This is a genomic window from Streptomyces sp. NPDC005435 (assembly GCF_040703155.1).
GTDB lineage: Bacteria > Actinomycetota > Actinomycetes > Streptomycetales > Streptomycetaceae > Streptomyces.
The window spans coordinates 251,971-277,495 of sequence record NZ_JBEXEQ010000004.1 but is presented as its reverse complement, the minus strand read 5'-3'; the positions used below and the strand labels follow the sequence as shown (position 1 = coordinate 277,495).

At 72.5% G+C, this 25,525-nt stretch carries 23 protein-coding genes and 2 tRNA genes; 13 read left to right on the top strand and 12 right to left on the bottom strand.

Annotated elements, in window-relative coordinates; all coding sequences use genetic code 11:
- Positions 1-5: 5 nt before the first annotated feature.
- The 6 genes from AB0898_RS07610 (at position 6) to AB0898_RS07585 (ending at position 6,290) form a co-directional block, all read left to right on the top strand.
- A complete protein-coding gene (locus AB0898_RS07610) occupies positions 6-1,142 on the top strand; it encodes an ROK family transcriptional regulator (RefSeq protein ID WP_366801893.1) in 1,137 nt (378 codons plus the stop codon).
- Between the two features lie 385 nt (positions 1,143-1,527).
- Entirely contained in the window at positions 1,528-2,805 is a 1,278-nt protein-coding gene (locus AB0898_RS07605) for a hypothetical protein (protein ID WP_366801892.1), read from the top strand.
- Between the two features lie 70 nt (positions 2,806-2,875).
- Complete coding sequence (locus AB0898_RS07600) at positions 2,876-3,655, top strand: HAD-IIA family hydrolase (RefSeq protein ID WP_366801891.1); 780 nt, start codon at positions 2,876-2,878, stop codon at positions 3,653-3,655.
- A gap of 244 nt (positions 3,656-3,899) precedes the next feature.
- Positions 3,900-4,448, top strand: coding sequence for a hypothetical protein (locus AB0898_RS07595; RefSeq protein WP_366801890.1), 549 nt, complete (start codon positions 3,900-3,902; stop codon positions 4,446-4,448).
- 16 nt (positions 4,449-4,464) lie between these two features.
- Positions 4,465-5,142 (top strand): class F sortase, encoded by a 678-nt coding sequence (locus tag AB0898_RS07590; protein ID WP_366801889.1) that lies wholly within the window; start codon positions 4,465-4,467, stop codon positions 5,140-5,142.
- 107 nt (positions 5,143-5,249) lie between these two features.
- On the top strand, positions 5,250-6,290 hold the full coding sequence (locus AB0898_RS07585; protein ID WP_407078298.1) for a glycoside hydrolase family 6 protein: 1,041 nt from the start codon (positions 5,250-5,252) through the stop codon (positions 6,288-6,290).
- A 66-nt stretch (positions 6,291-6,356) separates the two neighbouring features.
- On the opposite strand, the gene AB0898_RS07580 is transcribed toward AB0898_RS07585, so the two are convergent.
- From AB0898_RS07580 to AB0898_RS07570, 3 genes are all read right to left on the bottom strand, one after another.
- Complete coding sequence (locus AB0898_RS07580; protein WP_366801887.1) at positions 6,357-8,294, bottom strand: kelch motif-containing protein; 1,938 nt, start codon at positions 8,292-8,294, stop codon at positions 6,357-6,359.
- Positions 8,291-10,324 carry a glycosyltransferase family 2 protein gene (locus AB0898_RS07575; RefSeq protein WP_366801886.1) on the bottom strand — a complete coding sequence of 678 codons (2,034 nt, stop codon included), beginning with the start codon at positions 10,322-10,324 and terminating at the stop codon, positions 8,291-8,293. Before AB0898_RS07575 ends, AB0898_RS07580 begins: the two co-directional genes overlap by 4 nt.
- Positions 10,325-10,650: 326 nt before the next feature.
- Positions 10,651-10,724, bottom strand: a tRNA-Lys gene (locus AB0898_RS07570).
- Between the two features lie 196 nt (positions 10,725-10,920).
- On the opposite strand from AB0898_RS07570, the gene AB0898_RS07565 reads away from it, so the two are divergent.
- From AB0898_RS07565 to AB0898_RS07550, 4 genes are all read left to right on the top strand, one after another.
- Positions 10,921-12,231 (top strand): peptidoglycan-binding protein, encoded by a 1,311-nt coding sequence (locus tag AB0898_RS07565; RefSeq protein ID WP_366801885.1) that lies wholly within the window; start codon positions 10,921-10,923, stop codon positions 12,229-12,231.
- 108 nt (positions 12,232-12,339) lie between these two features.
- Entirely contained in the window at positions 12,340-13,509 is a 1,170-nt protein-coding gene (locus tag AB0898_RS07560) for an SPFH domain-containing protein (protein ID WP_366801884.1), read from the top strand.
- 125 nt (positions 13,510-13,634) lie between these two features.
- Entirely contained in the window at positions 13,635-14,234 is a 600-nt protein-coding gene (locus AB0898_RS07555) for a lytic polysaccharide monooxygenase (RefSeq protein WP_366801883.1), read from the top strand.
- A gap of 105 nt (positions 14,235-14,339) precedes the next feature.
- Complete coding sequence (locus tag AB0898_RS07550; RefSeq protein WP_366801882.1) at positions 14,340-14,762, top strand: hypothetical protein; 423 nt, start codon at positions 14,340-14,342, stop codon at positions 14,760-14,762.
- A 33-nt stretch (positions 14,763-14,795) separates the two neighbouring features.
- On the opposite strand, the gene AB0898_RS07545 is transcribed toward AB0898_RS07550, so the two are convergent.
- On the bottom strand, positions 14,796-16,010 hold the full coding sequence (locus AB0898_RS07545) for a helix-turn-helix domain-containing protein (RefSeq protein WP_366801881.1): 1,215 nt from the start codon (positions 16,008-16,010) through the stop codon (positions 14,796-14,798).
- Between the two features lie 46 nt (positions 16,011-16,056).
- Here AB0898_RS07545 and AB0898_RS07540 point away from each other — a divergent pair, with 46 nt between their 5' ends.
- Complete coding sequence (locus AB0898_RS07540) at positions 16,057-16,236, top strand: hypothetical protein (RefSeq protein ID WP_366801880.1); 180 nt, start codon at positions 16,057-16,059, stop codon at positions 16,234-16,236.
- A 65-nt stretch (positions 16,237-16,301) separates the two neighbouring features.
- Here the strand turns inward: AB0898_RS07540 and AB0898_RS07535 are convergent.
- From AB0898_RS07535 to AB0898_RS07505, 7 genes are all read right to left on the bottom strand, one after another.
- Positions 16,302-16,375, bottom strand: a tRNA-Lys gene (locus tag AB0898_RS07535).
- A gap of 87 nt (positions 16,376-16,462) precedes the next feature.
- Entirely contained in the window at positions 16,463-17,221 is a 759-nt protein-coding gene (locus AB0898_RS07530; RefSeq protein WP_366801879.1) for an IclR family transcriptional regulator C-terminal domain-containing protein, read from the bottom strand.
- Between the two features lie 232 nt (positions 17,222-17,453).
- Positions 17,454-18,248: an ectoine/hydroxyectoine ABC transporter ATP-binding protein EhuA gene (gene ehuA, locus AB0898_RS07525; RefSeq protein WP_407078297.1), complete on the bottom strand. Its 795-nt coding sequence runs from the start codon at positions 18,246-18,248 to the stop codon at positions 17,454-17,456.
- Positions 18,238-18,888 carry an ectoine/hydroxyectoine ABC transporter permease subunit EhuD gene (ehuD, locus tag AB0898_RS07520; protein WP_366801878.1) on the bottom strand — a complete coding sequence of 217 codons (651 nt, stop codon included), beginning with the start codon at positions 18,886-18,888 and terminating at the stop codon, positions 18,238-18,240. The genes ehuA and ehuD overlap by 11 nt, the downstream gene beginning before the upstream one ends.
- On the bottom strand, positions 18,885-19,613 hold the full coding sequence (ehuC, locus tag AB0898_RS07515) for an ectoine/hydroxyectoine ABC transporter permease subunit EhuC (RefSeq protein ID WP_366801877.1): 729 nt from the start codon (positions 19,611-19,613) through the stop codon (positions 18,885-18,887). Before ehuC ends, ehuD begins: the two co-directional genes overlap by 4 nt.
- The gene (ehuB, locus tag AB0898_RS07510; protein WP_366801876.1) at positions 19,610-20,521 is read right to left on the bottom strand and encodes an ectoine/hydroxyectoine ABC transporter substrate-binding protein EhuB; all 912 of its coding nucleotides are present in this window, start codon (positions 20,519-20,521) and stop codon (positions 19,610-19,612) included. The genes ehuC and ehuB overlap by 4 nt, the downstream gene beginning before the upstream one ends.
- Before the next feature lie 54 nt (positions 20,522-20,575).
- Positions 20,576-21,532 carry a D-2-hydroxyacid dehydrogenase gene (locus AB0898_RS07505; protein ID WP_366801875.1) on the bottom strand — a complete coding sequence of 319 codons (957 nt, stop codon included), beginning with the start codon at positions 21,530-21,532 and terminating at the stop codon, positions 20,576-20,578.
- A 249-nt stretch (positions 21,533-21,781) separates the two neighbouring features.
- Between AB0898_RS07505 and AB0898_RS07500 the strand changes: the two genes are divergently transcribed.
- On the top strand, positions 21,782-22,474 hold the full coding sequence (locus AB0898_RS07500) for a decarboxylase (protein WP_366801874.1): 693 nt from the start codon (positions 21,782-21,784) through the stop codon (positions 22,472-22,474).
- Between the two features lie 118 nt (positions 22,475-22,592).
- Positions 22,593-23,681, top strand: a complete 1,089-nt coding sequence (locus AB0898_RS07495; protein WP_366801873.1) for an LLM class flavin-dependent oxidoreductase — start codon at positions 22,593-22,595, stop codon at positions 23,679-23,681.
- 6 nt (positions 23,682-23,687) lie between these two features.
- Here AB0898_RS07495 and AB0898_RS07490 read toward each other — a convergent pair whose 3' ends face one another.
- Positions 23,688-25,523: a bifunctional diguanylate cyclase/phosphodiesterase gene (locus tag AB0898_RS07490; protein ID WP_366801872.1), complete on the bottom strand. Its 1,836-nt coding sequence runs from the start codon at positions 25,521-25,523 to the stop codon at positions 23,688-23,690.
- Positions 25,524-25,525: the final 2 nt, after the last annotated feature.

Here is a 25,525-nt window from a genome sequence, read left to right as displayed (position 1 = left end):
GGAGAATGGACCGTGTGAACAGGACGAAGAGCGGCCCCGGCCCGGCGGGAGCGAACCTCCTCGCGGTGCGGTCCCACAACACCGCGCTCGTACTCGATCTGCTGCGTGGCGCGGGGGCGGCGGGGATCAGCCGGCTGGAGCTCGCCGAGCGTACGGGGCTCACCCCGCAGGCCGTCAGCAAGATCACCGCGCGGCTGCGGGAGGAGGGGTTCGCGGCGGAGGCGGGGCGCCGGGCCTCCACCGGCGGCAAGCCGCGTACGGTGCTGCGGCTCGTGCCGGAGGCGGGGCACGCGGTCGGTGTGCATCTCGACCGGGACGAGCTGCGGGCGGTGCTGCTCGATCTGAACGGGACGGTGGTGGGGGAGCGGTACGGGACTGTCGGGCTCGGTGGTGGGGCGGAGGCGGTGCTCGATCTGGTCGCGGCTGAGGTGACGGCGCTGGTCGGGTCGGTGCTGGGCTGCGGTGCTCCTGCCGACGCGCCGACGCTGCTCGGGGTCGGGGTCGCGCTGCCGGGGCCGCTCGACCACGTGCGCGGGGTACTGCACCGGGTCACCGGGTTTCCCGAGTGGGCCGGGTTCCCGCTGCGCGACGCGCTCGCCGGGCGGCTGGGGGTGCCGGTCGTCGTGGACAAGGACACGAATGCCGCCGCGCTGGGGCTCGCGGCTGCGGGTGAGGGCGGGTCGTTCGCCTACCTGCACCTCGGTACGGGGCTGGGTGCGGGGCTTGTCATCGGGGGGCGGGTGCATCGGGGGGTGCGGACCGGGGCGGGGGAGTTCGGGCATCAGGTGCTGCAGCTCGACGGGCCGTTGTGTCCGTGCGGGGAGCGGGGGTGCGTGGAGGTGCTGTGTCTGGGGGCCGTGGGGCGGGGGCGTACGGCTGAGGCGGCGCGGGTGCTGGGGGTGGGGGCGGGGAATCTGGTGGGGCTGCTGGACATCGACCTCGTGCTGCTGGGCGGGCGTACGGTCGCGGGGGACCCTGAGGCGTATGTACGGGGGGTCACCGAGGTGCTGACCGGGCGGGCCCGGCGGGCTGTGGGGGTGGGGGAGGCGGTGCCCGTACGGGTTGCCTCCGGCGGGGAGCGGGGGGTGGCTGTGGGGGCGGGGCAGCTGTTGCTGGGGCCGGTGTTCGGGCGGGACGGGTAGGGCGGGGGTCGGCTTGGGGTGGTCCGCCTCGGCTTCGCCTTCGGCCGGGGACCGTTCCCACCCGCACTGTCCGTGCGGCTTTCGTCGTCGGGTGCGGGTGGCCCCCGTGGGGTGTTCTCGCCGTCGGCGGCTGCGGCTTCGCCTTTGGTGCCTTTGGTGGCTGACTGTTTCCGCCCGCACCGCCCGTGCGGCTTTCGTTGTCGGGTGCGGGTGGCCCCGGTGGGGTGTTCTCGCCGTCGGCGGCTGCGGCTGACCGCCGGTTGGGTGACCGGTGTTGTCGTTGGCGCCGGTTGGTGGAGTTCGGGTCCGCTGATCGGGCGGAGTTGGCGTGTCGTCCGGGGGTGGGGGGCGAGGGTGGGGGGTCGGGCGGGAAGTTCATATGGTCATGCGATCGCGTACGGCCCTGCCCTCCCTCTTCTGCCTCGCCTCGGCCTCCGTCCTGCTCCCGCTGAGCCCCGCCGCCGCGCACGCCGCCACGGCGGCCGGGTGTGCGCCCTCTGCCGACGGGCGGTCCTTCCCTCTGGAGACCCGTATCCACGGCGGCCCCAACTCCTATGCGGCGGGCGGCGATTACGGCATCTGGTACATCGACCTCACCAACACCGCCAAGGACACCTGCACCGGCGTCCACCCGGTCGTCGTCCTCGTCGACGAGCGGCGCGCACTGAAGCCCGCGCAGCCCAGGATGGACTTCTACGACGGCTCCAAGGCGCATCCCGTCCGGTTCGTGACCACCGATGAACAGGAACTGATCGGTGTGCTGGAGGGCGACGGGTTCGGCGGGTTCACGGTGGCACCCGGCAAGACGGTGCGCGTCAAGGTACGGCTCGCCCTGACCCCCGACGCCACCCCGGAACAGGTCACCGCGAACGCCGCCGTCATCCAGCGCAAGGGCGACGACGGGGACTGGGTGGGGGAGTCCAACGCCTATCGGTTCGGCATCACGGACGTGGAGGACGAGGAGGACGAGGAAGGCGACGGAGACGAGCTGCCGACAGAGGCTCCCACCGGCACCGCCGGCCCCCGCGAGGAGAGCCCCGGTACGAGCGAGGACAGCCCCGGCACCGGTGAGACCGCTCCCGGCAACCCGGAGTCCGCGCCCGCCACCGGCAACTCCGAGTCCGCCCCCGCCACCGGCGCCCCCCAGACCGCCCCGCCCACCGGAACCCCCCGGGCCACCCCCACCGCAACCTCCGGCAGCTCCGCCCCCGCCGACACCCGGGCCACCCCCGGCACCCCCGCCACCCCCACCCCGTCCGGCCAGTCCGGCTCCCACCCCGCCACCACCCCGGCCCCGACCCTGACCGGCGCCGAGTCCCCCGGCCCGACCTTCTATCCGGCCACCCCGAAGCCCACCCCGACCCCCGGCACCGCCGCCCCGGAGGCGCCCGCGATCCCGTCCACCTCCGACGACGTAGCGGAACCCCCCGAGGACCCGGAGGGCGACGACACGACGGACCCGGAGGACGCGGACGACCCCACCGACTCCACGGACCCCTCCGACCACACCGACCCCACCGCCCCCGCAGACCAGCTCGCCGAGACCGGCCCCGCCCCCGCCCGCCCCCTCCTCGCCGCCACCACCGCCCTCCTCGCCCTCGGCGCCGCCGCCTTCCTGATCGCCCGCAGGAGGCCCCGTATCCACCCCCGCGACCGCCACTGACGTCCCCGTTTCCGCGGCCCTCACTACGCTGGGGGCTGCACCGCACTCAATCCGGGAGACGGAGACGCACATGGCAGACCGCAAGCCCATCGAGTCGTGGCTCACCGACATGGACGGTGTGCTGATTCACGAGGGTGTTCCGATCCCCGGTGCCGATGCCTTCCTGAAGAAGTTGCGGGAGGCCGAGCGGCCGTTCCTGGTGTTGACCAACAACTCCATCTACACCGCCCGTGACCTGCACGCACGGCTGCGCAGGCTGGGCCTGGACGTGCCGGTGGAGAACATCTGGACCTCCGCGATGGCCACGGCCCAGTTCGTCAACGAGCAGCGGCCCGGCGGCAGCGCCTACGTCATCGGCGAGGCGGGCCTGACCACCGCGCTGCACGACGTCGGCTACATCCTCACCGACCACGACCCCGACTTCGTGATCCTCGGGGAGACCCGTACGTACTCCTTCGAGGCCATGACCAAGGCCGTACGGCTGATCAACGACGGCGCCCGGTTCATCGCCACCAACCCGGACAACGTCGGCCCCTCCACCGAGGGCGCGCTGCCCGCCACCGGCTCGGTCGCCGCGCTGATCACCGCCGCCACGAAGAAGAAGCCGTACTTCGTCGGCAAGCCCAACCCGCTGATGATGCGGGCCGGGCTCAACGCGATCGGCGCCCACTCGGAGACCTCCGCGATGATCGGCGACCGGATGGACACCGACGTGCTGGCGGGCCTGGAGGCCGGGATGCGCACCTTCCTCGTCCTCACCGGCGTCACCCGGCCCGACGAGGTCGACCGCTACCCCTACCGCCCCTCCAAGGTCGTGGACTCGATCGCGGACCTGGTCGACCTGGTCTGAGGCGAGGGACCGGGGTCCGGACGCCGGCGGCGAAACCCGCCCTCACCCGGGCCCCGCCCGAGTCCCACCCATTCGGAGCAAGCGCCCCCCTCCCGGGGATGCGGGGGCGCTCCGCGCGGGGGAGCCTCCAGATATCTGGAGGTTCACGATGTGCTCAGCTCGCCTCACTCTCTGTGCGTCACTCCTGGCGGGGACCGCCCTCGCTCCCGCCACGCTCACGCCCGCCCACGCGGCGGACGGCGGGGTGACCGTGTCCCCGGCCGCGCCCGCCCCCGGCTCCGACGTGTCCCTGCGGGTGCGCGGCTGCTCCGGCTCGCAGGGCAGCGCGGTGTCGTCCGCGTTCGTCTCGGCCGCCCAGCTGATCGGCAGCGGGGGCGCGCTGACCGGGGACACCCGGGTGCGTACCGCGCTGCGGGCGGGGGCGTACGACGTCACGGTCACCTGTGCCGGTTACTCGTTCACCAGCCGGATCAACGTGGCCGACCGGGCCGCCGGTGACTCCGGGCAGGCGACGGGCCCCGACGGCCCGGCGGACGGCTCCGGCGAGGAGCCGCTGACCGCCCCCTCGCCCGTCGCCCCGGTCCACGCGGGCGGCGGCGGCATGGCGCGCGGCGTCACGGCCACCGCCCACGGCCTCGCGGCGGACGGGGACGGCGACACCCTCTTCGCCACGGTCGCCCCCACCGGCTCGGGCCCCGGCGCCGCGCAGGCGCTGACCGGCCTGGCCCTCGCGGGGTGCGCGGCGGCCGGGGTGGTCCTGCTCCGGTCCCGCCGGAGACGCGGCACCGACTGAGGGCACGGACACCGCCATGCCCGACGAATCCACCGCGCCCGGCGAGGACGCGCACACCTCCGGCACCGGCCGGCTGGTCATGATCACCGCCTGGGCGGTCCTGCTCCTCGGCCTGTGGCTGTGGGGCCGCGAGGCGACCGGACTGCCCGACCCGCCGGCCGGCGACCTGGCCGGGCTCGGCAGGGCGTACGACGGCACCCCCCTGCCCGCCCCGGCGAAGCCGCTGGCCGCCTCGGTCCCGCAACGCCTCGACATCCCCCAACTCGCCGTCCAGGCACCGGTGATGTCACGCGGTCTGGACGGCAAGGGCGCGATCGTCCCGCCGCCCTTCGACCAGCCGGGCGTGGTCGGCTGGTACGGCGCCGGCACCGCGCCGGGCGCCCCCGGCACCGCGCTGCTGGTCGGGCACGTCGACACCACGACCCGGGCCGCCGTCTTCTACCGGCTCAGCACCCTCAGGCCCGGCGAGAAGGTCCGCGTCGTCCGCGCGGACCACAAGGTCGCCGAGTTCACCATCGACGACGTCCAGGTCATCCCCCTGGCCCACTTCGACGCCGACCGCGCCTACGGCACCCGCGAGCCCGGCCGCGCCGAGCTGCGCCTGATCACCTGCGGCGGCACCTTCGACCAGGCCACCCGGAGCTACACGGCCAACGTGGTCGTCTCCGCGTACCTCACCGCCGCCGGCCCCTGACCGCGACGACCGGAAAGCCTCGACTCCCTTTCCTGGACGAGCTCGTGGCGTCCGGACCGGTATGCCACGATTGGTACCCGACCGGCTGCGCTCCAGGGGGGAATCGCATGTACGACGGCAGGGGGGACCGTCCTTCGGGACGGGCACGGATGTCCGCGGTGCTGCTGGGGGCGGCGCTGCTCGCGGCGGGGTGCTCCTCGAAGGACCCCGGCGACAACGGCGCCGGAACCGGGGACACCGGGGCGCGGATCACCCAACAGCCCCGCGCGGCCGACCCGTTCTGGGTCAACCCGGACGGCAACGCGGCCCGCCAGGTCGCCGCCTACGAGAAGGCGGGCAGAAAGACCGAGGCCGCCCGGATACGCAGGATCGCCGAGCAGCCGACGGGGGAGTGGATCGGCCCGGAGAACCCCGAACAGGAGGCCCGCGGCTTCACCGAGGCGGCCGAACGCTCCAACCGTACGGCCCTGTTGGTGCTGTACGACATCCCGCACCGCGACTGCGGCCAGTACTCGCGCGGCGGCGCCGCCGACGGAGACGCCTACCGCGCCTGGATCGACGGCGTGGCCCGGGGCATCGGGAATCGCCCCGCCACCGTGATCCTCGAACCGGACGCCCTGCTCCACCTGGTCGACGGCTGCACCCCCGCCGAGTTCCACGAGGAGCGCTACGACCTGCTCTCCGGCGCGGTGGACCGCCTCAAGTCCCTGAAGAACACCAAGGTCTACCTCGACGCGGGCAACGCCGGCTGGGGCCACCCCGACCAGATCCACGAGCCCCTGCGCCGCGCCGGCATCGACCGCGCCGACGGCTTCGCCGTGAACGTCTCCAACTTCTACTCCACCAAGGACTCCCTCACCTACGGCAAACGTCTCTCGGCCAAGGTCGGTGACAAACACTTCGTGATAGACACCAGCCGCAACGGCAACGGCCCCTACACGGGGGGCAGTCCGGACGAACGCTGGTGCAATCCGCCGGGGCGGGCCCTGGGCGAACCCCCGACCACGAAGACGGCAGACCCGCTGGTGGACGCCTACTTGTGGGTCAAGCGCCCAGGTGAGTCGGACGGCACGTGCAAGGGCGGCCCGAAGGCAGGCAATTGGTGGCCAAGTTATGCGTTGAAACTTGCGGAGGCACCAACCCCCTAAGGGGCGCGGGGAACTGCGCGACAAGCCACAGCGCTCCCGCACCCGCTCACGAAGCCTGCGGGAGCACTATGGAACGCGAACCCACCGCGCGACCGACGGAGTCCCCTGGTCATCGTCCACAAACAGCATGTACCACCCCGACGGCACCAGATTCCGACTCTTCGGCACCGTCACGGTGACCCGATCCCCCGCCGTCTTGAAGTCCAGCGCGATGGACCGCTGATCCACATCCGTGACATGCGTGGACGCACTCGGCCGGATCAACCGCGCCTTACGAATGCTCTGCGCATGCCGAGAGGCGAACGTCCCCGAGGCCCCCCGCGCGATCTCGGAAGGCCCCTCACTCAACTCAGGCCGGGCGTCCCGGTAGAGATACGGCGGGCTGTAGACCTCGATCCGCTGCTCGAACACCCCCGGCTTGGTGTTCGCCTTGTCCCCGTACAGCGAGTCGGAGCCGAAGAACAGCACCCGCCCGTCCGGGAGCAGCAGCGACCCGGAGTGGTAGTTCCGCCCCACCAGCGGGTCCGCGACCCGCGTGAAGCTGTTGCCGTCCGGGTGGTACAGCCGCGCCTGGTGGATGTTGGAGTCGCCGCGCCCCCGGTAGTCCTCCGAGCCGCCGGAGACCAGGACGGTGTCGTCGGGCAGGATCGAGGACTGCGGATAGCGGGTCCCCTTCTCCAGCCGGGGCCCGTCCGTGAAGTGCGGCCGCTTGGCCTTGAGGTCGATGAGCCGCGTCTTCTTGCTGGACAGCGCGGACTCGCCCACCCCGCCGCCGCCGATCACCAGGAACCGTTCGTCCTGGGCCGGAGGCAGCAGCACGGTCCCGGAGGTCTCCAGCCGGTCCGGGTCGCTGAGCCCGGGCAGATCGGTGAACTCGTTGCTGTCCAGGTCCCAGATGCCGGGCGTGCGGCCCACGTCGTCGGGGCCGTACCCCGCGTTCGACCCGGAGTAGAAGATCTTCCCGTTCTGGAGCAGGAACAGCGCCGGGTAGGTCGGGAACTGCCGGATCTTCTTGGTGTACGTCCACTTCCTGGTCTTGGGGTCGAAGACCTCGTTCTTGCCGGGCACGAGCTGGCCGATGTCGTCGAGCCCGGAGACGCTGAGGACCTTGCCGTCGGACAGGGTCGTCAGCGTCGGGTACCAGCGGGCCTCGTGCATCGGGTCGACCTTGATGTACCGCTCGGCCACCGGGTCGAACTCGTAGGCGTCGCGGATGCCTTGGAAGTCCTTCTTGTCGAGCGCGAGCTTCTGCGCGATGCCGTACGTGTTGCGCGCGTCGGCTCCCTTGAGGCCCTGGACGCGGTAGTTGTCCTGCGTACCGGTCTCGTACGTGGCGCCGCTGCGCTGTGCTTCGACGTAAATGCGGCCCAGGCCGGGGTCGTTGCGCAGGAACTTGCCCGTCTTGCGGTCGAAGACCTTCTTCGCGCGCGGGACGAGCACCGGGTCCTTGGAGACGAACGTCCGGCCGTTGGACCGCCCGGTGAAGCGCGTGCCCGCGGGCAGGGTCACCGGCTTGTCCGGGTTCTCGTTGTGGACGATCATCAGGCCGCCGGCCTTGGTGACATCGCCCTTGAGCTTCTCGTACCGCTTGGTGCCGCCGGCGATCAGCAGGTTGCCGTTGGCGAGCTGGGTGTGGCCGGTGCAGAACAGGTCGCTGGGCGTGGGGATCTTCTTGATGGTGCCCTTGACCGGGTCGTAGAGCCGGGTGTCGAACTTCTTCCGGTCGAAGTTGTCCTGGTTGTTGCCCGACCCGGCGACCAGCAGCACCTTGCCGGTGTGCAGCAGGGCCGCGTGGATGGTGTCCTGGCGGTACTCCTTGGGGAACTCGAGGACGTCCCAGTGGCCGTTGGCGGCCTTGTACTCCGGCTCGTTGATCTTGTACTGGTGGTACTGCGCGGTGCCGAAGCGGTAGAGCCAGGGGCCGTTCATGCCCGCGAGCGCGAGCACGACGACGCTGCCCATGGCGAACCGGCGGACCCGGCGGCGCCCGGTGCGGTCTCTCATTCCGTACGCCCCCCGAGTCCGCCGAGGGCGATCGGCAGGGTGTCGTCCCGCTCACCGTCCGGCGGTGGCCCGCTCCAGGCGGCCCTGGGGTGCGGGATCTGCGGGGCGCTCCCGGCGACCACCCCGGCCCCGGCGACCATCCCCGCCCCGGCGACCACCTCGGCCCCGGCCAACACCCCGGTCCCGGCGGTAAGTTCGGCCTCGACCCCCGAGTCCGTCGCCCGCCGGGCCGCCCGCCGCTCCTGCCACAGCGCGTACCGCCACGCGAGAATCGGCGTCGCCGTGATCAGCAGCGCGAACACCGCCCACGTGATCATCGCCGGATGCGCGTGCCCGAGCGTGAAGCCCGCGGCCAGCGATCCCGCGAAGACCGCGATGAAGAACCAGTGGATGCGGAAGGTCCCGAACAGCGTGTCCGGGCTGGCCGATTCGCCCTTGGGCGTCACCACGAAGCGGCTCTTGCGGCGCAGGACGGCGTCCATCAGCGAGCGGGCGTAGACCGGTGCGGATAGCGCCGACATCACCATGCCCGCGACCCCGCCGGAGCCCTCCGGCTCGTGCGGAGAGACGTTGTGCCGCCGGTTCCAGACGTACAGGCCGATCTGGAGCGCGGAGGCGTTGCCGTAGAGCATCAGCCACACGGTCGGGTCGATGTTCACGCCCGAGGCGCCCAGGCCCAGGAACAGGGCGCAACTGAGCGCCGCAAGAATCCAGTTGAGGGCGGACATCGGGTAGAACACGATCATCATCGTGTAGTTGAAGAGCTTGCCCGGCGGCAGCGTGAACAGGCCCTTCCAGTACTGCTTGAGGATCGTCTCGTACGTCCCCCGGGACCAGCGCAGTTGCTGGGTGAAGAAGTCGGTCCAGGCGTTCGGGCCCTCGCCTACCGCGAGCACGTCCGGGGTGTAGACGGACTTCCACTTGCGGCCGGTGGCGGGATTCTTCGTGCGGTGCATCTCGAAGCCGGTGGCCATGTCCTCGGTGATCGAGTCGTACAGCCCGCCGATCTGCCGGATGGCGCCGATGCGCACCGCGTTGGAGGTGCCGACGAACATCGGGCCGCCGTACCGGTTCCCGGCGCGCTGGACGAGGGCGTGGAAGAGGAACTGCTGCGACTCGGCGGCCTTGGTGACGAAGGTGTCGTAATTGCCGTACACCTGCGGGCCGATGACGAAGCCGACGTCCGGGTCGCGGAAGTAACCGAGCATCCGCTCCAGGTAGTTGGGGAGCGGGACGTGGTCGGTGTCGACGGAGGCGAAGAAGTCGTACGCCTCGCCGTGCGCCTCCAGCCAGGCGTTGTAGTTGCCGTGCTTGGTCTTCGCGCGGTACGGCCCCTCGGGGCGGTTCCAGCGCTCGACGCCCTTGCGGCTGAAGTGGTGCACGCCGAGCCGGGCGCAGACCTCCTTGACGGCCGGGTCGTCGCCCTCGTCGAGGAGCCAGACGTGCAGCAGGCCGCGGTGGCGCAGCCGGACGGCGGCCTCCAGGGTGCGGGTGACCATGTCCAGCGGTTCCTTGCCGGGCACGAAGGTGGTCAGGAACGCCACCCGGGTGCCGGTCTCGGGCACCACCGGCACCGGGTCGCGGGCGACGAGGGTGGCGTGCGCGTTGGACAGCACGTTCACACAGCGGAAGAACTCGATGAGGCCGATCGAGACCAGCATCACCGTGTCCAGCGCCGGCAGCGCGGCGAAGGCGGGGTAGTCGCGCTCGGTCCAGTGCGCCGGCTGGAGCAGCCAGCCCAGCAGGACGAGCGAGAGCAGCGGGGCGGCGCCGAGCATCAGCGCCGCGCGTATACGGTGCGGCTCCTGCGCGAGCAGGGAGCGGTAGCGGACGGTGTAGGGCCGGCCGGGCGGCGGCTGGGTCAGCGGCCCGGCGAGGCGGCTGTAGTGCTCGTAGTCGTATCTGGGCAGGTTCCTCCTGATCCTGCGGAACTGGCCGTCCCGGTGCTGGACGGTGCGCAACCGCGTGGTCCGCGACGGATCGTCGCTCTGGTCATGGCTCTGCCGGGCGCCCTGCGGCGTCGACGTCATGAGTGATCCCCCCACACGCGCGACGGCGCGTGTTTCGTCGGTCGTCCGCCCCGCCGGTGCCCCCTCGGCCGTCGCGGGACGGTTAGCTCCGGTTGACGCGGCATCCCCCTCGGCGCCGCTCGGTCGGCGGGCTCCCCTCCCGCCGGTCGACCACCGGTATCAACCCCCCAACTGCCGTGTTTCCACGGCATGATGGACAACAGGGTTCTACGGCGTCGAGCATGATCGCAAGATGCGAAACGCGGTGTTTACCGGTCAAAAGTGCTCATGTACCGCGCAAAACGATCAGGCCCCTCGTTTTCACGAGAGGCCTGATCGTTTGTCTGTGCGCCGCCAGGGACTCGAACCCCGGACCCGCTGATTAAGAGTCAGCTGCTCTAACCAACTGAGCTAGCGGCGCCTGCTGACAGAGAAAACTCTACATGACCTGGAGGGGCCTCCCGACCATCGCCGGCCGCCCCTGATCACCCCTGCCGCCCTTCAGGGGGGTGCCGTACATCATTCGGACCGTCAACATGCGCGTCCCGGCGACAGTTGTGAGACTGATCGACGTGCACACCCGCGGACAAATCCACCCCGAATGTGAGGTAGATCGCATGATCGCTCCGGTGTTCGAGGAAATCGAGCCCGCGAGCGACTGTGACTGCCCCGGCTGTGTCCTCGGGCGGCGGGCGGCGCCCCGTCCGTCGCCCGGCGGTTTCCACGGCCGCCCGGTGGCCCGGGGCGCCGCGGTCGTGGCCGCGGCGTCCGCCGTCCTCGGGGCGGCGCCCCAGGTCCTGGCCGCGTCGTACGCCCCGGCCCGCCCCGGCGTCCCGGCGGCCGGGACGGTGGCGGCCGGCCCGGTGGCGGACGGCTCGGCGGACGGCGGTGCGGCCACGACCCCGCAGGGCGGTACGGCCCCGCTCTTCGGCACCGGCACCTCCCCGGCCCCCGCCAGCCGCTCCCCGGCCATGACCCGGACCCAGATCATCAACCGGGCCAAGCTGTGGGTGGACGCGCAGGTGCCGTACAGCACGACCCGGTACTGGTCCGACGGCTACCGGCAGGACTGCTCGGGCTATGTCTCCATGGCCTGGGGGCTGCTCTCCAACGAGTGGACGGGCAGTCTCGCCCAGTTCGGCGTCAAGATCACCAAGGATGAGCTGCAGCCCGGCGACATCCTGCTCTTCCACAACGCCGCCGCCCCGCAGAACGGCTCCCACGTCGTGATCTTCGGCGGCTGGACCGACTACACCCGCACCGCCTACACCGGCTACGAGCAGACGCCGCCGCACACCCGCCGCCAGAGCACGCCGTACCCCTACTGGAACAACACCACCAAGTACGTCCCCTACCGCTACAAGAACGTCACCAGCGGGGCGTCCGGATCGGAGCCGGGCACCGGCGGGGCGCTCACCCCGTTTCCCGGCACCTCGTACTTCGGTCCCGGCGCCAACAACAAGTACGTCACCCAGCTCGGCCAGATGCTGGTCGCGCGGGGCGGCGCCGCCTACTACGGCACGGGTCCGGGGCCGGTCTGGGGCGAGGCCGACCGGCGGGCCACCGAGGCGTTCCAGAAGGCCCAGGGCTGGACCGGCTCCGCCGCCGACGGGCTGCCGGGCCCGCGCACCTGGGAACTCCTGGTCACCGGCGCCGGCAAGGACATCCCGCCCGTGAAGACGGGCTCGGTGCCCGCCTTCCCCGGCCGGGACTACTTCCGTCCCGGCGCGAACAACGTCTACGTCACCCAGCTGGGGCAGCAGCTGGTGAAGAAAGGATTCGGCAGCTACTACGCCACCGGTCCAGGACCCCGCTGGGGCGAGGCCGACCGGCGGGCCGTCGAGGCGTTCCAGAAGGCCCAGGGCTGGCGCGGCTCGGCCGCCGACGGCTACCCGGGGCCCGACACCTGGCGCCGCCTGTTCACCTAGCCGTACCCGCACCCGGACGCGGAGCCGGACGCCCCCGGTCCCGCCCCACGAGACCCCCTTGCTCACCCCTTTGTCATGACGCATCTGGCGCGGAGGCTGGAGGCACCCATGAGCACGACCGCACCGCACACGCACGAGTTCGAGTCCGAGTCCGGAGCCGAGTCCGGGGAACCGCCCGAGGACGCCCCGGCGCCCCTGGGCGCGGCCGGCCACCGGCCGCCCCGGCTGATCCACAACGAGGTGACGACCGAGATCCCCGTCCATCTCCTCTTCCGCGACGACCCGGCCCCCGAGCCGGTCCCGCTGAAACCCGCCGTGGTGGGCCGCAGACAGGGCACCGGCGAGCAGCCGCGCCTCACGCGCCCGGCGCCGGCGGCCCGCCCCCGCCCGCTGCCCCCGGCCGGTCCGGAGCCGGCCGAGCGTCCCGCGCGGGTGCTGCCCGGCGCGGCCGGGGTGTGCGCGGGGCTCGGCGGCGTCGCCGGGTGCCTGGCCACCTCGTGGTGGGCCGGGGTGCTGCCGCCGCTCGTCCTGGAGTCGCTGCGGCTGCCGTCGTACGCGGGCGCCGGGCTCGGTCCCGCGCAGTGGGCGGCGTACGCGGGGGCCGGGATCGTCGGGCTGTCCGGCTTCGCGGGGCTGGCCCGGGGGCGGACCGGGCAGGCCTGGGTGCTCGGCCTGTTCGGCCGTTACCGGGGCACGGTCCGCCGTACCGGACTGCTCTGGGTGAACCCGCTGCTGCGGCGGCGCCGGGCGGACGTACGGCTGCGGCACTGGCGCAGCGAGGCGATCCCGGCGGCGGACGCGAGCGGGGTGGCGCTGCGGGTGTCGGTCCTGGTGGTGTGGCGGGTGCGGGACACCGCGCGGGCGCTGCTCGGGATCGAGGACCACGAGGGCTATCTGCGCGAGTGCGTGGAGGCGGCCCTCGCCCGGGTGCCGGTGGAGGCGCCGGGCGGCCCGCGCGGCGGCGCGGACGCCTCCGCGGAGGTGCTGACCCGGCTGGTGGCGGGCGACGGGGCCGCGGCCGGTCTCGAAGTGTTCTCGGTACGGCCGCTCCGCGTGGAGTACGCCCCCGAGGTGGCCGCCGCGATGCACCGGCGCCGGATCGCCGCCCTGGACGCCCAGCAGCGGGCCACGATGCTCAGCTCGGTGGTGGACTCGGTGGAGGACACGGTGACCCGGCTGACCGTGCGCGGGCTGGTCGAGCTGGACGACTACGAGCGCAAGGCGCTGGTGCGGGATCTCACCGTGGCGTTCTGCTCGGGGCGCGGGGAGCCCGCCTGAGGTCCGGCCGCGCGGGGTGCGCGCACGGTATGGACATGTTCAACTCCCGGTAATAATCTGGCACTTGGTCTAGACCTACTGCACGGCTCAGTGAACTTCCCCCACGTTCTCCCAGGAGCGGCAGCATGAAGACCAAGTTGTCCGCCGCCCTGCTCGTCGCGGTGACCGCGGGAGCCTTCGGGCTCTCCACCACCGCGGCCAGCGGGCACGGCTACACCGACTCCCCGGTCAGCCGGCAGAAGCTCTGCCAGAACGGCTCCGTGGCGAACTGCGGCGACATCCAGTGGGAGCCGCAGAGCGTCGAGGGCCCCAAGGGCTTCCCGGCCTCCGGTCCCGCCGACGGCCAGCTCTGCAACGGCGGCGTGAGCCGGTTCGCGCAGCTCGGCTCGCCGGTCACCCCGTCCGGCGCGGCCTGGCCCACCACCCGGCTCACCGGTGGCCAGTCGTACACCTTCCGCTGGCAGTTCACCGCCTCGCACGCCACCACCGACTTCAGCTACTACGTCACCAAACAGGGCTGGAACCAGAACCACGCCCTCGCCCGCTCCGACCTCAACCTCACCCCGTTCCTCAAGGTGCCGTACAACAACCAGCGGCCCCCCTCCACGCTCAGCCACAGCGGGACGCTGCCGACCGGGCTCAGCGGGCATCACGTCATCCTCGCGGTGTGGACGATCGCGGACACGGGCAACGCGTTCTACGCCTGCTCGGACGTGACGTTCTGAGCCGAGGAATGCGAGCGCGTGTAGGGTCCGCATGCGCCTGGTGGGCCGAACGGGTCCACCGGGCGCGTGAGTCACGGTTCCGACGTACGGGGGGTACGCGCGCCCATGGGTTTCTTCGACCTCTGCATGATGCTGATTCTCGTCGTCCTCGCCGCGGGCGCCGTGGCCGTCGCCCGGCGGGCGCGGCAGCGGCGGGAGGCCTGGGCGAGCGGGCTGACCGCCGAGGCCCGGGTGATCCGGGCGTGGGTCACGACACGCATGGTCAACAACGTCCTGCACCGGGTGCAGTGGCACGAGTACGTCTTCACCACCGCCGACGGCCGCGCCGTCCGCTTCAAGGAGAGCGGCGGCCCACGCGTCCGCGCCGAGGGCGACACGGTCCTGATCCACTACACCGCCCACGCCCCGGACAAGGCCACAGCCGGCGAACCCCGCCCGGGCGCGGAGGCGGCGGGCACGACCGTATGGCTGCTGCTCTTCGCGGGGGTCGCGGTGCTCGTGATCCGCGAGTGGGTGACGCTGTCCTGAGCGGCCGTATTCACCCAGGACCTTCCGAGGTTGCTATTCGACGGCTCCCAGGAACTCCGCCAACGGCCGCAGTCCCGCAGGGGGGTGGGGGAGCGACCACAGGTCGCGCACGATGGCCACCGCCAACGTGTGGTGCTGCATCCAGGTGGGGGCCACGAGGCGCAGGGACTCCAGCGCCTTCACCGCTTCGGCGGCGTTCCCGGTGTCCGTGTGCGCGCGGGCCACGTCCAGGAGGAGCCAGGTCCGCCAGGACGGCGGGGTGTCCTTGCTGAGCCGCATTCCCTTGGCGAGGGCCAGGGCGTCCTGCGGGTGCCCGTACTGCACGGCGAGGCGGACGCGTTCGATGCGGACCGACGACGGGCTGAAGACGCTCACCATGCGGTGGTCGCTGCCCGCGGGCAGCTTGGAGACGCGGGCCGCTTCCTTCTCCGCCCCCGCCATCAAATCCGCCGCACGCTCGTAGTCGCCGCTCCGCGCGGCGGACGTGGCGGCGCTCATGGTGAGGGCGCCCCACACCTTCAGCCCGTCGGCCGTGTCCGTGTGCCCGCCGCTCTCGACGGCTTCGGCCGAGCGGAGAGCGATCCCCAGGGCGTCTTCCAGGCGGCCTTGGCGCTGGTAGGTCCAGGCGACGGAGTTCACGATCACGGGGACCAGGAGCGGGTCGGCGGACTGCTCCGCCGCGTCTATGGCCCGCTCCAGGCTCGTCAGCGCGAGGTCGGTCTTGCCCATGCGTACGGCGACGTGTCCGGCGAGCTGGAGTGCCTTGCTCAGGGCCGCGAAACCGGCCCTGCGGTCGTCGTCGCTGCCGGACACCGTGGCGGAACGCGCGTCGGTGATCAGATCGGGCAGGCTCTTCATCACGGAGTCGAACTCGGCCGCGTGATATTGCGACCACCCGTCCGCGATCTGCTCGCGCAGCCACTCCAGGGAGAAGTCCGGACCGGTCGGTTCGGGCTCAGGCCCCCACAGTGCGGGCATGACAGCCCGGCGCACAGCGACGAAGCGCGGTCCGTCGCTCTCTCCGCCCGCCGTGACCGCCGGAGGGTCGCCCAGCAGCGTGGTCAGCTCCACGCCCAGGCCGCCCGCGAGCGCGTGCAGCGTGGGCAGGCGTGCCGAGTGCTTCCGCCGCTGCTCAAGCTGCCGGATCACATCGACCGACACACCGGAGCGCTCGGCCAGCTCCTCCGGCGCCAGGGAAGCCAGCCGGCGCAGACGGCGCAACGTCTCCCCGAGGTCTTCGCTCGCCACGCCGCCACCGTACGCTGCCGTACTCCGCGGGCAGCTCCCCTGGTTCGTGGACCACTGGGGTGGCCGCCCCGACTTCTCCCGCGTCATCGGGTACGACGGTGACGAGGTGGTGGGCTTCGCCTACGGGGCTCCCGCCGTCGAGGGCCGGGAGTGGTGGCGGGAGTGGTTGGAGGCGGCACCGGAGCGTACGGCGACGTTCCACTTCTCGGACCTGTCGCTGGCCTGACCGGTACCGGACCGGCACCCGGGAACGCCGAAGGCCCCCCGCTCGCGCGAGGGGCCTTCGTTCTGTGCGCCGCCAGGGACTCGAACCCCGGACCCGCTGATTAAGAGTCAGCTGCTCTAACCAACTGAGCTAGCGGCGCGTGACTCTCGCCTTCCGCTCTTCGCGGCCGGCGACAGAGAAAATACTACCTGGTCCTGGAGGGTGCTCGTGACCACCCGCCGAGCCCCTACAGCGCCAGCGAGAGGAGCACCGGCGCCGCGCTGCGGTGGAGCGTGTCCGCCGCCTGGCGGAGCCGGTGGGCGCGTTCCACCGGGAGGGAGACGGCCAGGCAGCCGACGGCGGAGCCGGCGGTGACGGGGACGGCCGCGCAGACCGTGCCGACCGCGTACTCCTGGAGGTCCAGGACCGGGGCGGTGGGCGGCTGGGCGGCCAGGCGGGAGAGCAGCAGCTTGTCGCTGGTGATCGTGTGCGAGGTGAGCCGGGCCATCCGGTGCCGGGAGAGGTGATCGCGGCGGGCGCCCGGGTCCAGCTGGGTCAGCAGGCTCTTGCCGACCGCCGTGGCGTGGGCCGAGCAGCGGAAGTCCACCCATTCGTTGACCGCCGGGGTGGCCGGGCCGGCCGCGTACTGGGTGACCCGGACCTCACCATCCACGTACCGGCTCATGTACACCGCCGCGCCCACCGAGTCGCGCAGCCGGTCCAGGACGTGCTGGATCTTCTCCCGCAGCGCCCGCTCCCGCCCGTGCGCGGAGCTGAGCCGGCGCAGCGCGTCCCCGGTGACCCAGGCGCCGTCGGTGAGCTGCTCGACGTACCCCTCGCGGCGCAGCATGCGCAGCAGGGCGGTCAGCCGCTCGGCGTCCAGGCCCGTACGCCGGGACAGGACGGCGTCGGTGACCCCGGCGGAGTGACGGGCCACCCACTCCAGCACGCGCAGCGCGTCCTGGGCCGAGTGGTACGGGGCGGTCGGCTCGTGCTTCAGCGCCACGGTTTCCCCCTGCGCTCGCTCGCTTGTGGCCGCGAGGTCCGGTCGGGACCGTTTTCCACGATAACGGCCAACGGGCCCCGGAGAGGAGGGGGTTGACAAACTCCCCGGCGCCCCTCCCGGCCCCCTCCGAGCTGCGGCGCAGGCCCTGTGGCATATGCCGGAGGCATCACCCAACGCCTGGACCTCGGCTTCCCGCGTTCACCCTCCGCGCCCAGGGCGCCGCGCCGGGGAATCACAGCACCGCGCTGAGGAACTCCCGCGTCCGCTCCTGCTCGGGATCGCTGAAGATCTTCTCCGGCGGACCCGACTCCACGATCCGCCCCTCGTCGAACATCAGCACCTGATCGGAGATGTCCCGCGCGAAGCCCATCTCGTGGGTCACGCACAGCATGGTGATGTCGGTGCCCCGCGCGATGTCCCGCAGCAGATCGAGCACGCCCGCGACCAGCTCGGGGTCGAGCGCGCTGGTCACCTCGTCCAGGAGCAGCACCCGGGGCCGCATCGCCAGCGCCCGGGCGATCGCCACCCGCTGCTGCTGGCCGCCGGAGAGCCGGGTGGGCCGGGCGTCGCACTTGTCGGAGAGCCCGACCAGCTCAAGCAGCTCCCGGGCCCGCGCCTCGGCCTCGTCCCGGTCCATGCCGAGGACCTGGACGGGCGCCTCGGTGAGGTTGCGCAGCACCGACATGTTCGGGAACAGGTTGAAGTGCTGGAACACCATGCCGATCTTCTTGCGCACCTCCCGGATCTGCTTCTCGGGCGCCGGGAACAGCGCCTCGCCGTCCACGGTGATCGTGCCCTCGTCCGGCTCGGTGAGGGTCATCAGCATCCGCAGGATCGTGGTCTTGCCCGAGCCGGAGGGGCCGATCAGGGTCACATGGCGGCCGGCGTCCACGGAGAAGTCGAGGCGGTCCAGCACGGTGTTCGTGCCGAACCTCTTGCTCACCCCGGCCAGCCGGATCAGCTCGCCGCCGGGGCCGCTCCCGGCCGGGGTGAGGTCGGCGGTCGTCGGGTCGATGTCAGCGGACAAGGCGTCGCTCCAGGGCTCGCAGGACAAGGGAGGCCAGATAGGACAGGACGATGAAGGCCACGCCGATCACGGTCAGCGGCTCGGTGAACTGGAAGTGCTGCTGGGAGAAGAGCCGGGCGCGGCCCAGCATCTCCAGCACCGTGATCACCATCAGCATCGGCGTGTCCTTCAGCATGGAGATCACGTAGTTGCCGAGCGCGGGCACCACCCGGCGTACCGCCTGCGGCAGGATCACCGCCGTCCAGGTCCGCCGCCTGGGCAGACTCAGCGCGGTCGCCGCCTCCCACTGGCCGACGGGCACCGCCTCGATACCGGCCCGGTAGGCCTGCATGGTGTACGTCGAGTAGTGCAGCCCGATCGCGACGACACCGGTGGTCAGCGCCGAGAAGGTCAGCCCCCACTCGGGCAGCACGTAGAAGAGGAAGAACAGCTGCACCAGCAGCGGGGTGTCGCGCACGAACTCGGTGACCGTGCCCACCGGCCAGCGCACCCAGCGCGAGGGCAGCCGCATCAGCAGCGCCCACACCAGGCCCAGCGAGAAGGACAGCAGCGAGCCGAGCACCAGCACCTTCAGGGTGACAAGCAGGCCCTGCCAGAAGTACGGCATGAAGTCGCCGACCGCGTTCCAGTTCCAGGTCATGCCGCACCACCCCCGCCGGCGATGACACCGGCCGTCTGCGCGCGCTTCTTCTCACGCGCCGCCGTCTCCGACCCCGCGTCCTTGCCGAGCCCGGCCTTCAGCCGCTTCTCCAGCAGGCGCATCAGCCGGGTGAGGGTGAAGGCGATCACGAAGTAGATGAGCAGCACGTACGCGTAGATCTCCGCGCTCTGCTGGAGCGCGAGCCGCACCAGGTTGGCGCTGAACGTCAGGTCGCCCATGCCCATCACCGACACCAGCGCGGTGCCCTTGAGCAGTTCGACCAGCAGATTGCAGAACGAGGGGATCATCTCCGGCACCGCCTGCGGCAGCAGGACCAGCCGCAGCCGCTGCCAGGGGGTGAACCCGAGCGCGATCCCGCCCTCGCGCTGCGCGGGGTCCACCGCGTTCAGCGCGCCGCGCACGATCTCCGCGCCGTACGCGCCGTAGGTCAGCCCGAGCGCCAGCGTGCCCGCCCACAGCGGGACCAGCTGCCAGCCGAAGGCGACCGGCAGCACGAAGAACACCCAGAAGATCATCACCAGCGCGGAGGTGCCGCGGAACACCTCGGTGTACAGGCCCGCGAGGAAGCGGACGAGCCGGCGCCGGCCGGTGCGGGCGATTCCGGCGGCGAAGGAGGCGACCGTCGCCAACGCCGCGCTGAACAGCAGCAGTTGGACCGTGGTCCAGACGCCCTTGAGGACGAGTATCCAGAGCCCTGAGGTCATCGGCCGCACAGCTCCTTCGCGGTCAGGTCCGTCATCTCGTCCCGCGTGAAGCCGAACGGCCGCAGAATCCGGAGCAGTTCGCCGCTCTTCTTCAGCTTGTGCAGTTCGGTGTTGAAGGCGTCGCGCAGCCGGGTCTCGCCGGGACGGAACGCGAACGCGCCCCCGTCGATCTGCCGTTGGCCCTTCACGACGGGCGCGAACGGCTCGACGTCCTCCGTCTTCGCGGACTTCCTCACCACCTGGCGGACGGTGACCGCCGTACCGGCGAACGCGTCCACCCGCCCGGCCTCGACCGCGTTCAGCCCGGCCACCTGGTCGGGCACGATCAGGATGTCGCTCTCCTTGTAGCCCGCGTCCACGGCGTGCTGGATCTGGGCGTACCCGGTGCCGGTCGCGAACCTCGCCTTCTTCGCCACCACGTCCTTGTAGGTGTGCAGCCCCTTCGGGTTGCCCTTGCGGACGACGAAGGAGTCGAGCATCTGGTAGTCGGGGTCGGCGAAGATGACCTGTTCACAGCGCTGGGCGTTGACGTACATCCCCGCCGCGACCACGTCGAACTGCTGGGAGTTCAGGCCCGGGATGAGCGAGCCGAACTCGGTCGGCACGGGCTGCACCGCGTCCACCCCGAGCCGTTTGAAGATCACCCGGGCCAGCTCGGGCGCCTCGCCCGTCAGCCGCCCCTGCCGGTCGATGTACCCGAAGGGCACCTCACCGGCGATCCCGAGCCGTACGACGCCCTGCGCCCGCAGCCGGTCGAGCAGTTCACCACCCCGGCTGCCCGCCGCCGGGGCCACCCGCGTGCAGCCCACCGCGCCGAGCCCGCCGAGCGCCGTCGCGCCCAGCAGCAGCGAGCGTCTGCGCACCTGTGACCGGATTCCGTCTCTGCCGTTGCCTGGGGGAGAAGCCATGGCCGCGCCGCTACCCAGCCGTCCACGGTGTATGCCCGCCGGTTTCCGCCGAGGTCAGTGCCCGGGGACGTAACCCCGCTTCTTGTCCACCACGTTGACCAGCGGCCGGCCCGCCGCCCAGCGCTCGTACAACTCCACGAACTGGGTGCCCAGTTCATCGCGCCAGCCGACCGTGTCCCCGGCCATGTGCGGGGAGACGAGCAGCCCCGGCGCGTCCCACAACGGGCTGTCGGCGGACAGGGGTTCGGCGGCGAAGACGTCCAGTGCGGCGCCCGCGATCCAGCGGCTGCGCAGGGCGCCGGCGAGCGCGTTCTCGTCGACCAGACCGCCCCGGCCGACGTTCACGAACACCGCCGAGGGCTGCATCACCCCGAACCGGCGCGTGTCGAACATGCGGTACGTCTTCTCGGTCAGCGGGGCGGCCGCGATCACCCAGTCCGCGCGGGCGATCAGCCGGTCCAGGTCGGCCGGGCCGTGCACCCCCGTCCGGGGCACCCGTCCGACCAGTGCCGGGGTCACCCCGAGCGCCTTCAGGGTGCGCGCGATCGCCCGGCCGATCGGCCCCGAGCCGACCACGCACGCGCGCGTGCCCGCGACCCGCCGTGTCTCGCGGTGCCGCCACTCGCGCCGCCGCTGGAACCCCACCGTCCCCGGCAGGTCCTTGGCGACGGCCAGCACCAGCGCGGCCACGTACTCGGCGACCGGCTGCTCGAAGATCCCGCGCGCGTTGGTCACCACCGTGTCACTCGCGGCCAGCTCCGGGCACAGCAGATGGTCGACGCCCGCGCTCGCCGTGTGCACCCACACCGGCCGGGGACCCTCGCCGGGCCACGCCTCGCGTACGGCGGTGGAGGCGAAGTCCCAGACCAGCAGGACATCGGCCTCGGGCAGCCGCTCGGCGAGCCCGGCCGCGTCGGTGCGCAGCACGCGGACCCGGCCGGTGAGCCTGCCCAGCCGGGGCGGCGGATCGGTGTCGAGGACCAGCAGGGTGGGACGGGTCGGGATGTGCATCGGCCTCCCGGGTCCGGGGGCGCGCGGAGCGTCCGGCACAGGCGGAGCGACCACCGTGGCACGCGCGCCGGACCCCGTCAACGACCGCGCACCGCTCGGCCACGCGGGGACGGTGGCGCCCTTCACCCCATGGGTTCGGCCCGGACGGGGTACGTGTGCCGTGCGGCCGCCCGGCAACCGGGGCGCCGCGCGGACGGCAGGCCCCGCACCGGGACCCCGCCCGCACCCGAACCCGACGGAAGGGCCGACATGACCGCACTCGGACTGCTCTGCACGGACCACCGGGGCGAGGACGACTACCCCCGCATCGAGCAGCTCCTCGGCAGCGACGTCCGGGTGGACCTCGTACGTCCCGACCCCGGGGCCGGGATCACGGGCGCCGCCGAGGAACTGCGGCTGGCCGGGGCCGACGCGGTGGTGCGTACGGGCGGGGGGTTCACGCACGACGCGGAGGACGAGGCCGACCGGGTCGAGGAGCTGGCCCGGCAGACCGGGATGCCCGCCTCCTCCACCGCGCTCGCCTTCGTCAACGCGGCCCGCGACCTCGGGGCGGCCCGGGTCGCGGTGGCGGCGCCGGCGGGCACGCATGAGGAGACGGCCCGGCTGCGCGGCTTCCTGCGGGCGGGCGGGCTGGAGGTGACCGGCACCCATACGGCGGAAGCCGGGTCCGAGCCCGGGTCCGGCTCCGGCTCCGGTTCCGGCGAGGACGTCCTCCTCGCGCTGGTCGCCGCCGCCGACACCCCGGACGCCGAGGCCGTCCTGCTCACCGACCCCGCGCTGGAGACCGCCGCGCACCTGCCCGCGCTGGAGAAGGCCGTCGGCAAGCCGGTGCTCACCGCGAGCCAGGTCACCGTGTGGGAGGGGCTGCGGCTGGCCGAGCGGCGGGTGCACGCGCCCGACCTGGGCGCGCTGTTCACCCGTACCCCCGCCTGGGAGCGGTGAGCCGGGACTCCGGGAACTCCGGCGACTCCGGGACCGGGTCGGGCGCGGAAATAAACGGGGACCGCCTCCTGTTAGCCCGTGGCAGGACAGCCACGCCGGACAGCAGGAGGCACCCACCGTGTCGGCAGACGAGATCCGGGGCGCCGCCCTCGGCACCGCCCCCGTTCCCCTCTCCGTACTGGACCTGGTCACCGTCGGCGCGGGCAGCACCGCCACCGACGCGCTGCGCACCAGCGCGGATCTGGCCCGGTTCACCGAGGGGCGCGGTTTCCACCGGTTCTGGGTCGCCGAGCACCACTCCATGCCGGGCGTCGCCTCCTCCTCGCCGGCCGTGATCCTCGCCCATCTCGCCGCCCACACCGACCGCATCCGGCTCGGCTCGGGCGGCGTCATGCTGCCCAACCACGCCCCGCTGGTCATCGCGGAGCAGTTCGGCACCCTGGAGGCGCTCGCGCCGGGCCGTATCGACCTGGGCCTCGGCCGTGCGCCCGGCACCGACGGGGCGACCGCCGCCGCGCTGCGCCGCAGCGACACCCTGCACGAGGGCGCCGACGACTTCCCGCAGCAACTGTCCGAGCTGACCCGCTTCCTGGACGACGACTTCCCCGACGGCCACCCCTACGCCCGTATCCACGCCGTACCCGGCCCGGTGCAGGCCACCAGCCCCGGCGGGGTGCAGTCCCCGCACCGCCCGCCCATCTGGCTGCTCGGCTCCTCCGGCTTCAGCGCCCAGCTCGCCGGCATGCTCGGCCTGCCCTTCGCCTTCGCCCACCACTTCTCGGCGCACAACACCATCCCGGCGCTCGACCTGTACCGGGAGACCTTCCGCCCCTCCGAGGTGCTGGCCGAGCCGTACGCCCTCATCGGCGTCTCCGCGCTGGCCACGGACGACGAGCGCGAGGCGGCCCGGCAGGTGCGGGCGGCCGCGCTGAACATGGTCCGGCTGCGCACCGGGCGCCCCGGGCTCTTCCCGGACCCGGAGGAGGCGGCGAAGCACGAGTTCAGCCCGATGGAGGAGGACTTCGCGCTCTCCTGGACGAAGAACATCGTGCACGGCGGCGCCGAGGAGGTCCGCGCGGGCCTGGACGACCTGCACAAGCGCACCGGCGCCGACGAGCTGATGCTCACCACCCACGCCCACCGGGGCGAGCTGCGCCTGCGCTCGTACGAACTGATCGCGGACGCCTACGGTCTGCCGTCCGCGTAACCGCCGCTACGTGCTGAGCGGCGGGGCGGCGTGCGACGTGCCCGCCGCGCAGGACCGTACGCCGAGCAGCTCGGAGATGCCCTCCGGCGGCACCGGGCGGGAGTAGAGCCAGCCCTGCCCGGTGTCGCAGCCGATCCTGCGCAGCCGGGTGGCCTGCGCCGAGGTCTCCACGCACTCGGCGGTGACGGTCAGTCCGAGCCGGTGCGCGAGCTGGATCATCGCCTCCACGATGACCTCGTCGGCCGGGTTGGCGGACGCGGCCGAGGCGTCGCGCTCGCCCTCGTACTGGAAGCCGCGCACGAAGGAGCCGTCCAGCTTGAGCACGGACACCGGCAGGCGGCTGAGGTAGGCCAGGTTCGAGTAGCCGGTGCCGAAGTCGTCGATGGCGATGCGCACGCCCATGTCGCTGAGCGCCTGGAGTGCCTGGATGGGCCGTCCGGCCGAGCCCATGACGGCCGACTCGGTCAGCTCCAGCTGGAGCAGCCCGGGTTCGAGTCCGGTCTCGGCGAGGACCGTCGCCACGTCCGTGACCAGGTCGGAGTCCCACACCTGGCGTACGGCCACGTTCACGCTGACGAAGATCGGCGGCTCGTCCGGGTGGCCGAGCTGCCACTGCCTGGCCTGGTGGCAGGCGGTGGCCAGGGCCCAGCGGCCGAGCGGCACGATCGAGCCGTCCTCCTCGGCCAGACCGATGAACCGATTCGGCGTCAGCGTGCCGAACTGCGGGTGGTGCCAGCGGATCAGCGCCTCCACCCCGCTGAGCGAGCCGTCCTCCATGCCGACCAGCGGCTGGTACTCCAGCGCGAACTCGCCGCGCTCGATGGCGGGGCGCAGCGCGGAGGTGAGGGCCTGACGGGTCATGAGGTGCGCGTTGCGCTCCGGGTCGAACAGGGTCCAGCGGGCCTTGCCGTCGGTCTTCGCCCAGTACAGCGTGGTGTCGGCCGCCTGCATCAGACCGGTCGCGGTGGTCCCGGCCGCGTGCCGTTCGACGACGCCGACGGAGGCGGTCAGATGCAGCCGGCGGCCGCCCAGGTCGAAGGGCTCCTCCAGGGCGTTCAGCGCGGACCTGGCGAGGTCGGAGAGCTGGTCGGTGCCGGTGGAGTCCTCCACGAGCAGCGCGAACTCGTCGCCGCCGAGCCGCGCCACCAGCGGCGTACCGGCGCGGCCCTGGCCGCACTCGGCGGCCACCCGGGTCAGCCGCTCGGCCACGGCCGCGAGCAGCCGGTCGCCCACCCGGTGGCCGTGGGTGTCGTTGACGGCCTTGAAGCCGTCGATGTCCAGATGGCACAGGCCGATCCGCCCGGTGCCGCCCGACTCGCCGGGCTCGGTCTCCAGGGCGGCCGACAGGCGCTCGAAGAACAGCGTGCGGTTGGGCAGCCGGGTGACCGGGTCGTGCATCCGCAGATGCCGTATCCGGGCCTGGAGTTCGCGGCGGGCGCTGATGTCGGTGAGCGACAGCAGGACACCCGGACGGCCGTCGGCCAGCGGGGCGACGGTGATGCGCGCCCACACCGCCGTGCCGTCGGGGTGTTTCAGCCGCCGGGTGCAGCGCAGCCGGGCGCGGCGGCCGCGCAGCACCTCGCGGTAGGCGTGCCAGGCGCGGGCGTCGGTGGTGAGGCCGGTCAGATCGGCGGCGGGACGGCCCGTCAGGGCCTCGGGGTCGGTGCCGAGGAGTCTGCCGAGGGCGGTGTTCGCGCTGACCACGAGCCCGTCGCCGTCCACGAGGGCCATGGCGAGCGGGGCGGCCGCGAAGACGCGCCGATAGGTCATGTAGTCACTGTCTGTGACGGCTGACCGGTCGAGGTCTGCCGCGGGCGTCGGCCCTTCGGACGTTCCGCTCACCG

Coding starts and splice junctions, on each gene's coding strand:
- AB0898_RS07500 (WP_366801874.1), top strand. CDS start 21,782: ATGACCGCACTCGGACTGCTCTGCACGGACCACCGGGGCGAGGACGAC.
- AB0898_RS07580 (WP_366801887.1), bottom strand. CDS start 8,294: ATGAGAGACCGCACCGGGCGCCGCCGGGTCCGCCGGTTCGCCATGGGC.
- AB0898_RS07600 (WP_366801891.1), top strand. CDS start 2,876: ATGGCAGACCGCAAGCCCATCGAGTCGTGGCTCACCGACATGGACGGT.
- AB0898_RS07505 (WP_366801875.1), bottom strand. CDS start 21,532: ATGCACATCCCGACCCGTCCCACCCTGCTGGTCCTCGACACCGATCCG.
- AB0898_RS07585 (WP_407078298.1), top strand. CDS start 5,250: ATGTACGACGGCAGGGGGGACCGTCCTTCGGGACGGGCACGGATGTCC.
- AB0898_RS07575 (WP_366801886.1), bottom strand. CDS start 10,324: ATGACGTCGACGCCGCAGGGCGCCCGGCAGAGCCATGACCAGAGCGAC.
- AB0898_RS07560 (WP_366801884.1), top strand. CDS start 12,340: ATGAGCACGACCGCACCGCACACGCACGAGTTCGAGTCCGAGTCCGGA.
- AB0898_RS07605 (WP_366801892.1), top strand. CDS start 1,528: ATGCGATCGCGTACGGCCCTGCCCTCCCTCTTCTGCCTCGCCTCGGCC.
- ehuC (WP_366801877.1), bottom strand. CDS start 19,613: ATGACCTCAGGGCTCTGGATACTCGTCCTCAAGGGCGTCTGGACCACG.
- AB0898_RS07590 (WP_366801889.1), top strand. CDS start 4,465: ATGCCCGACGAATCCACCGCGCCCGGCGAGGACGCGCACACCTCCGGC.
- AB0898_RS07565 (WP_366801885.1), top strand. CDS start 10,921: ATGATCGCTCCGGTGTTCGAGGAAATCGAGCCCGCGAGCGACTGTGAC.
- AB0898_RS07550 (WP_366801882.1), top strand. CDS start 14,340: ATGGGTTTCTTCGACCTCTGCATGATGCTGATTCTCGTCGTCCTCGCC.
- AB0898_RS07610 (WP_366801893.1), top strand. CDS start 6: ATGGACCGTGTGAACAGGACGAAGAGCGGCCCCGGCCCGGCGGGAGCG.
- ehuB (WP_366801876.1), bottom strand. CDS start 20,521: ATGGCTTCTCCCCCAGGCAACGGCAGAGACGGAATCCGGTCACAGGTG.
- AB0898_RS07555 (WP_366801883.1), top strand. CDS start 13,635: ATGAAGACCAAGTTGTCCGCCGCCCTGCTCGTCGCGGTGACCGCGGGA.
- ehuD (WP_366801878.1), bottom strand. CDS start 18,888: ATGACCTGGAACTGGAACGCGGTCGGCGACTTCATGCCGTACTTCTGG.